The sequence below is a fragment of the Microbacterium sp. genome, assembly GCF_049661145.1.
GTDB lineage: Bacteria > Actinomycetota > Actinomycetes > Actinomycetales > Microbacteriaceae > Microbacterium.
This window is the reverse complement of record NZ_JBASZT010000290.1, coordinates 1-4,150: the sequence shown is the minus strand read 5'-3', so window position 1 is coordinate 4,150 and position 4,150 is coordinate 1. Positions and strand designations below refer to the sequence as shown.

The 4,150-nt window shown below is 70.0% G+C and carries 4 protein-coding genes; all 4 read left to right on the top strand.

Translation table 11 applies throughout. The features are described from left to right. The coding region (locus WBP48_RS12345; RefSeq protein WP_424440845.1) for a hypothetical protein at positions 1–559 on the top strand (559 nt) is incomplete at its 5' end. Positions 560–757: 198 nt separating this feature from the next. Further along, positions 758–1,246, top strand: coding sequence for a MerR family transcriptional regulator (locus WBP48_RS12340; protein WP_424440843.1), 489 nt, complete (start codon positions 758–760; stop codon positions 1,244–1,246). A gap of 206 nt (positions 1,247–1,452) precedes the next feature. Continuing rightward, the gene (locus tag WBP48_RS12335; RefSeq protein WP_424440841.1) at positions 1,453–2,418 is read left to right on the top strand and encodes an acyltransferase family protein; all 966 of its coding nucleotides are present in this window, start codon (positions 1,453–1,455) and stop codon (positions 2,416–2,418) included. Positions 2,419–2,517: 99 nt separating this feature from the next. Beyond that, positions 2,518–4,150: DNA polymerase III subunit gamma and tau (locus tag WBP48_RS12330; protein ID WP_424440839.1), on the top strand; the 1,633-nt coding region annotated here is incomplete at its 3' end.

Below are 4,150 nucleotides of genomic sequence, written 5' to 3'. Positions count from 1 at the left end.
GTGCTGCCTCGCAGCCGACCGCCGGCGGGCGCGTGCCGGTGAGCTCGCCGCCGGGGCGCTGATGATCGCGGCCATGCTCGATGCCGGTCTCACCGCGATCGTCGCCCCTGTGTGGTGGGCCGCGCTGCTGATGGCGTCGGCTCTCGTTCTCGCGGCCGGCCCTGGACGGGTGCGGCGACGGATGCCGATCGAGGCCGCAACCGGGGGATCGAGCGGTTCTGGTCGTTCCCTCGGGGCCGGCGGAGTGATCGGGTTCGGTGCGCCCAGTGCGCCGCCGGTAATGGCGAGTGGCGCCATGGCCGCCCATGCCGCCGCCGGCATGATCGTCATGGCCGCGCTGCTGCTCACGATGGCGACCGGCGGGGTCGTGGCGTCGCCGGGGCACGGTCACGCGCACACCGGGGCGGTGCTGTGGCCCACGGTGCTGGTGCTCTGCGGGGCCTACATCGTGGCCTCCGCCGTGCTCGCCGCCCGCGCCCGCGCGACGCTCGACCGCGCACAGTACGTCGCGATGGCGGCATCCGTCGCCCTCATGGCGCTGGCCCCTGTCGCCGGGTAGTGCGGCGCTCGCGCGCCCCCCTCGGTCCGAGCACTCTCCGCCGACGTGGGGTAGCGCGAGTGCGCCGAGTGCGCCGGTTGCTGCCGACCGCGCCGGTTGTGGACCGTACGGAAGCGGTGCGCTCGGCGCGAACCGGCGCACTCGGCGATGGGTGAGTGCGCTGCGGGGCGTCCAGGGCTCGTCTGACACAATTCTCGGATGGACGTGACTGACCCCGACGAGATCCCCCGGCCCACCCGCACCGTGATCCAGATCGGAGAGGTGGCGACACTCACCAATCTGTCGATTCGTACGATCCGGCATTGGGAGGAGATGGGTCTCGTCCAGCCGACCGCGCGCAGTGCCGGCGGGTTCCGCCTGTACAGCGACGAGGACGTCGCACGCATCAGGCTGTTGCGCTACATGAAACCGCTGAACTTCACTCTCGATCAGATGCGAGAGCTGATCGCGTTGCGGGAGACCGTGACCGCCGACTCCTCGGACCGCCTGTCGGGACTGGTGTGGCCGGCCGGAGACGACGCTCCGGACGCCGCCACCACGGTGCGCGTGGCGCAGGACCTGGAGCGCTATGTCGCTCTGGCCGAGCAACGGCTCGGAAAGCTGCGCGAAGAGATCCGCCAAGTCGAGGAGTTCGTGCGGGTGCTGCGCGAGGAGGCGCGTCGCGCGTCGGATCCTCCAGCAGGCTGAACTCGCCGAACACGGAGCGCAGCGGCTTCTCAGCCTCTCGCGAGGGACATCGACCTCCATCACTCTGACGTCTCGGAAGAGTTGGTACTCTACTCTCACGTAAGGGATGAGAGTGGGGTACCAGCATGCGCGTGCAGAGTCCGTCGCGCCGCGTTCGGGGGGCTGGGAGCCGACGGTTCCGCCAGGCGATCTGCCCGGGGTGCTAGGTGGCGCGGGACACGTCGCGATACCCGTGGATCTTCGCGCTGCGGGGGATCGCGATCCTCCTCGTCATCTCTCACCACTGTGTGCAGGCACTCATCAAGTTCGCCGGCACCGCTCCGCCGATGCTGCTCACCCTGGACGATCTCGTCGGTCCGTTCCGCATGCCGATGCTCATGTTCGTCTCGGGGATGCTGCTGCAGCGGTCCATCGCCAAGCCGCCCGGCCGCTACTTCGGCGGCAAGGCAGCCGGCATCGCATGGCCCTACCTGCTCTGGTCGGTGATCCTGCTCGCGCTGGCGGGTGGGATCGACGCGGTCGACCTGGTCGGGCTGCTCTTGGCGCCGCCGACCGTCTACTGGTACCTCTGGTTCCTCCTCGCGTTCTACGTCCTCGCGTATGTCGTGCGGCGGGTGCCTCGTGGGGTTCTCATCGTGATTGCCCTCGCGCTCGCCGTCGTCGCACCCGGCACTCTGCGCGCCGACCGCTTCTGCTTCCTCTTCGCGTTCTTCATCGCGGGCGATTGGGCGACGAGGAACCGCGCTGCGTGGGAGAGATGGATCCGGTCACCGTGGGTCGTCGTCGTCAGCGCGTGCCTGGTGGTGGGAACGGCACTCCTCGCCACCACCGACCTCATCGGAGTCAGGTATTCGGTCGTGTCCGTTCCGGGCGTGGTGGGAATGATCCTCGTCGCGTTGCGCGTCCTTCCCCCGACGGATCGGGTCCGGGCGTTCGGGCCGTTGCGATTCGCAGGGGAGCATTCACTCGTCTACTACGTCACGAACTGGCCCACGGTGCTCGTTGTGGGTCCTCTTCTCGTGCCGCGCAGCGGCAACGGCTTCCTGGGGTACGTCGCGCTGTTCACCGCGGTCGCCGTCATCGCGACGGTGCTATCGATCGCGAGCATGCGCTCGCCACTCATGCGCGCGCTCTTTCGCTGGCCGTCACGTCGGACGCGACCCGGTCGGTAGTCCGGCACGGTTGATCGGCGCGTGGCGCCCGAGGACGAGGTGATGCGTCTTGGTTGGGAACCTCGCGCCCGTGTCGGCGCCACGCCGTAGTCTGTTCTGGTGACCACCGCCCTGTACCGTCGCTATCGCCCCGAGACGTTCGGCGAGATGATCGGTCAGGCCCAGGTCACCGAGCCGTTGATGACCGCACTGCGTGGCGACCGCGTGGGGCACGCCTATCTGTTCAGCGGCCCGCGCGGTTGCGGCAAGACCACGTCGGCGCGGATCCTCGCCCGTTGCCTCAACTGCGCCGAGGGTCCGACCGACACTCCGTGCGGAGTGTGCGACAGCTGCGTCGAGTTGAGTCGGGGCGGCGGGGGATCGCTCGACGTGGTCGAGATCGACGCGGCATCCCACAACGGCGTCGACGACGCGCGCGACCTGCGCGAGCGCGCCATCTTCGCGCCCGCCCGGGACCGGTTCAAGATCTTCATCCTCGACGAGGCGCACATGGTCACGGCGCAGGGGTTCAACGCCCTGTTGAAACTCGTCGAAGAGCCGCCCGAACACGTCAAGTTCATCTTCGCGACGACCGAACCCGAAAAGGTCATCGGTACCATCCGCTCGCGCACGCACCACTACCCCTTCCGGCTGGTCGCGCCCGCAGCGATGCTGCAGTACGTCGAACAGCTGTGCGACCGCGAGGGGGTGCAGGTCGAGTCGGGAGTGCTGCCGCTGGTCGTCCGCGCCGGCGGCGGCTCGCCGCGCGACACGCTGTCGCTCCTCGACCAGCTCATCGCCGGGTCGGAAGACGGCGTCGTGCGGTACGAGCGGGCCGTGTCGCTGCTCGGCTATACCCATGCCGAACTGCTCGACGAGGTCGTGACGGCGTTCGCCGCGCACGACGCGGCGGCCGCCTTCGCCGCGATCGACCGGGTCGTGCAGACCGGCCAGGACCCGCGCCGCTTCGTCGACGATCTGCTCGAGCGGCTGCGCGACCTCATCATCATCGCGGCGACGGGACCGGGTGCCGCCGCGGTGCTGCGCGGCGTCTCCGCCGACGAGTTGGAGCGCATGGGCAGCCAGGCCGCCGCCTTCGGCGCCGACCCGCTCTCGCGCATCGCGGATCTCGTCGTCGCCACGCTCGACGACATGACGGGCGCGACCTCGCCGCGCCTGCAACTGGAGCTGCTCGTCGCCCGCGTCCTCGCCCACACCGCCGCCACCGCCACGCTCGCGGTCGCTACCCCTCCGGTCGCTACCCCTCCGGTCGCCTCCGCCCCGGTCGGCGAGCGAGCACCGCAGTTGCGAGTCGAAACGCCGCAGGCCTCGCCCGAGCCTCCCCCCGCCGCCCCGGTGGAAGAGCCGCAGGCCGTTCCCAGTACGCCCGTCGAAGAGCTCACCCTCGCTCATGTGCGTGCGGCATGGCCGGAGATCCTGCAGCGACTCGAGCCGGTCAGCCGTTCGTCGTGGATGATCGCGACGGTCGCCGCACCCGTCGCCTTCACGGGCGACGTGCTGACGCTGAGCTTTCAGAGCCGCGCCGACGTGACCGCGTTCAAGAAGCTCGTCGCGGGCAAGGGACCGAGCGAAGACCTTCGCGCCGCCATCCGCGAGGTCCTCGGCGTGCGCGTCAAGTACGTCGCCCGACACGACTCCGACGTCCGCACCGAGCCTGCTCCGAAGACCGACGCTCCGGATGCCGGTGGCTCCGCGGCTGCTCCGCCGTCGCCCCCCGCCCCACCCCGCGCGT

Excerpts from the sequence above, each read along its gene's own strand:
- WBP48_RS12340 (WP_424440843.1), top strand. The coding sequence starts at position 758 with ATGGACGTGACTGACCCCGACGAGATCCCCCGGCCCACCCGCACCGTG.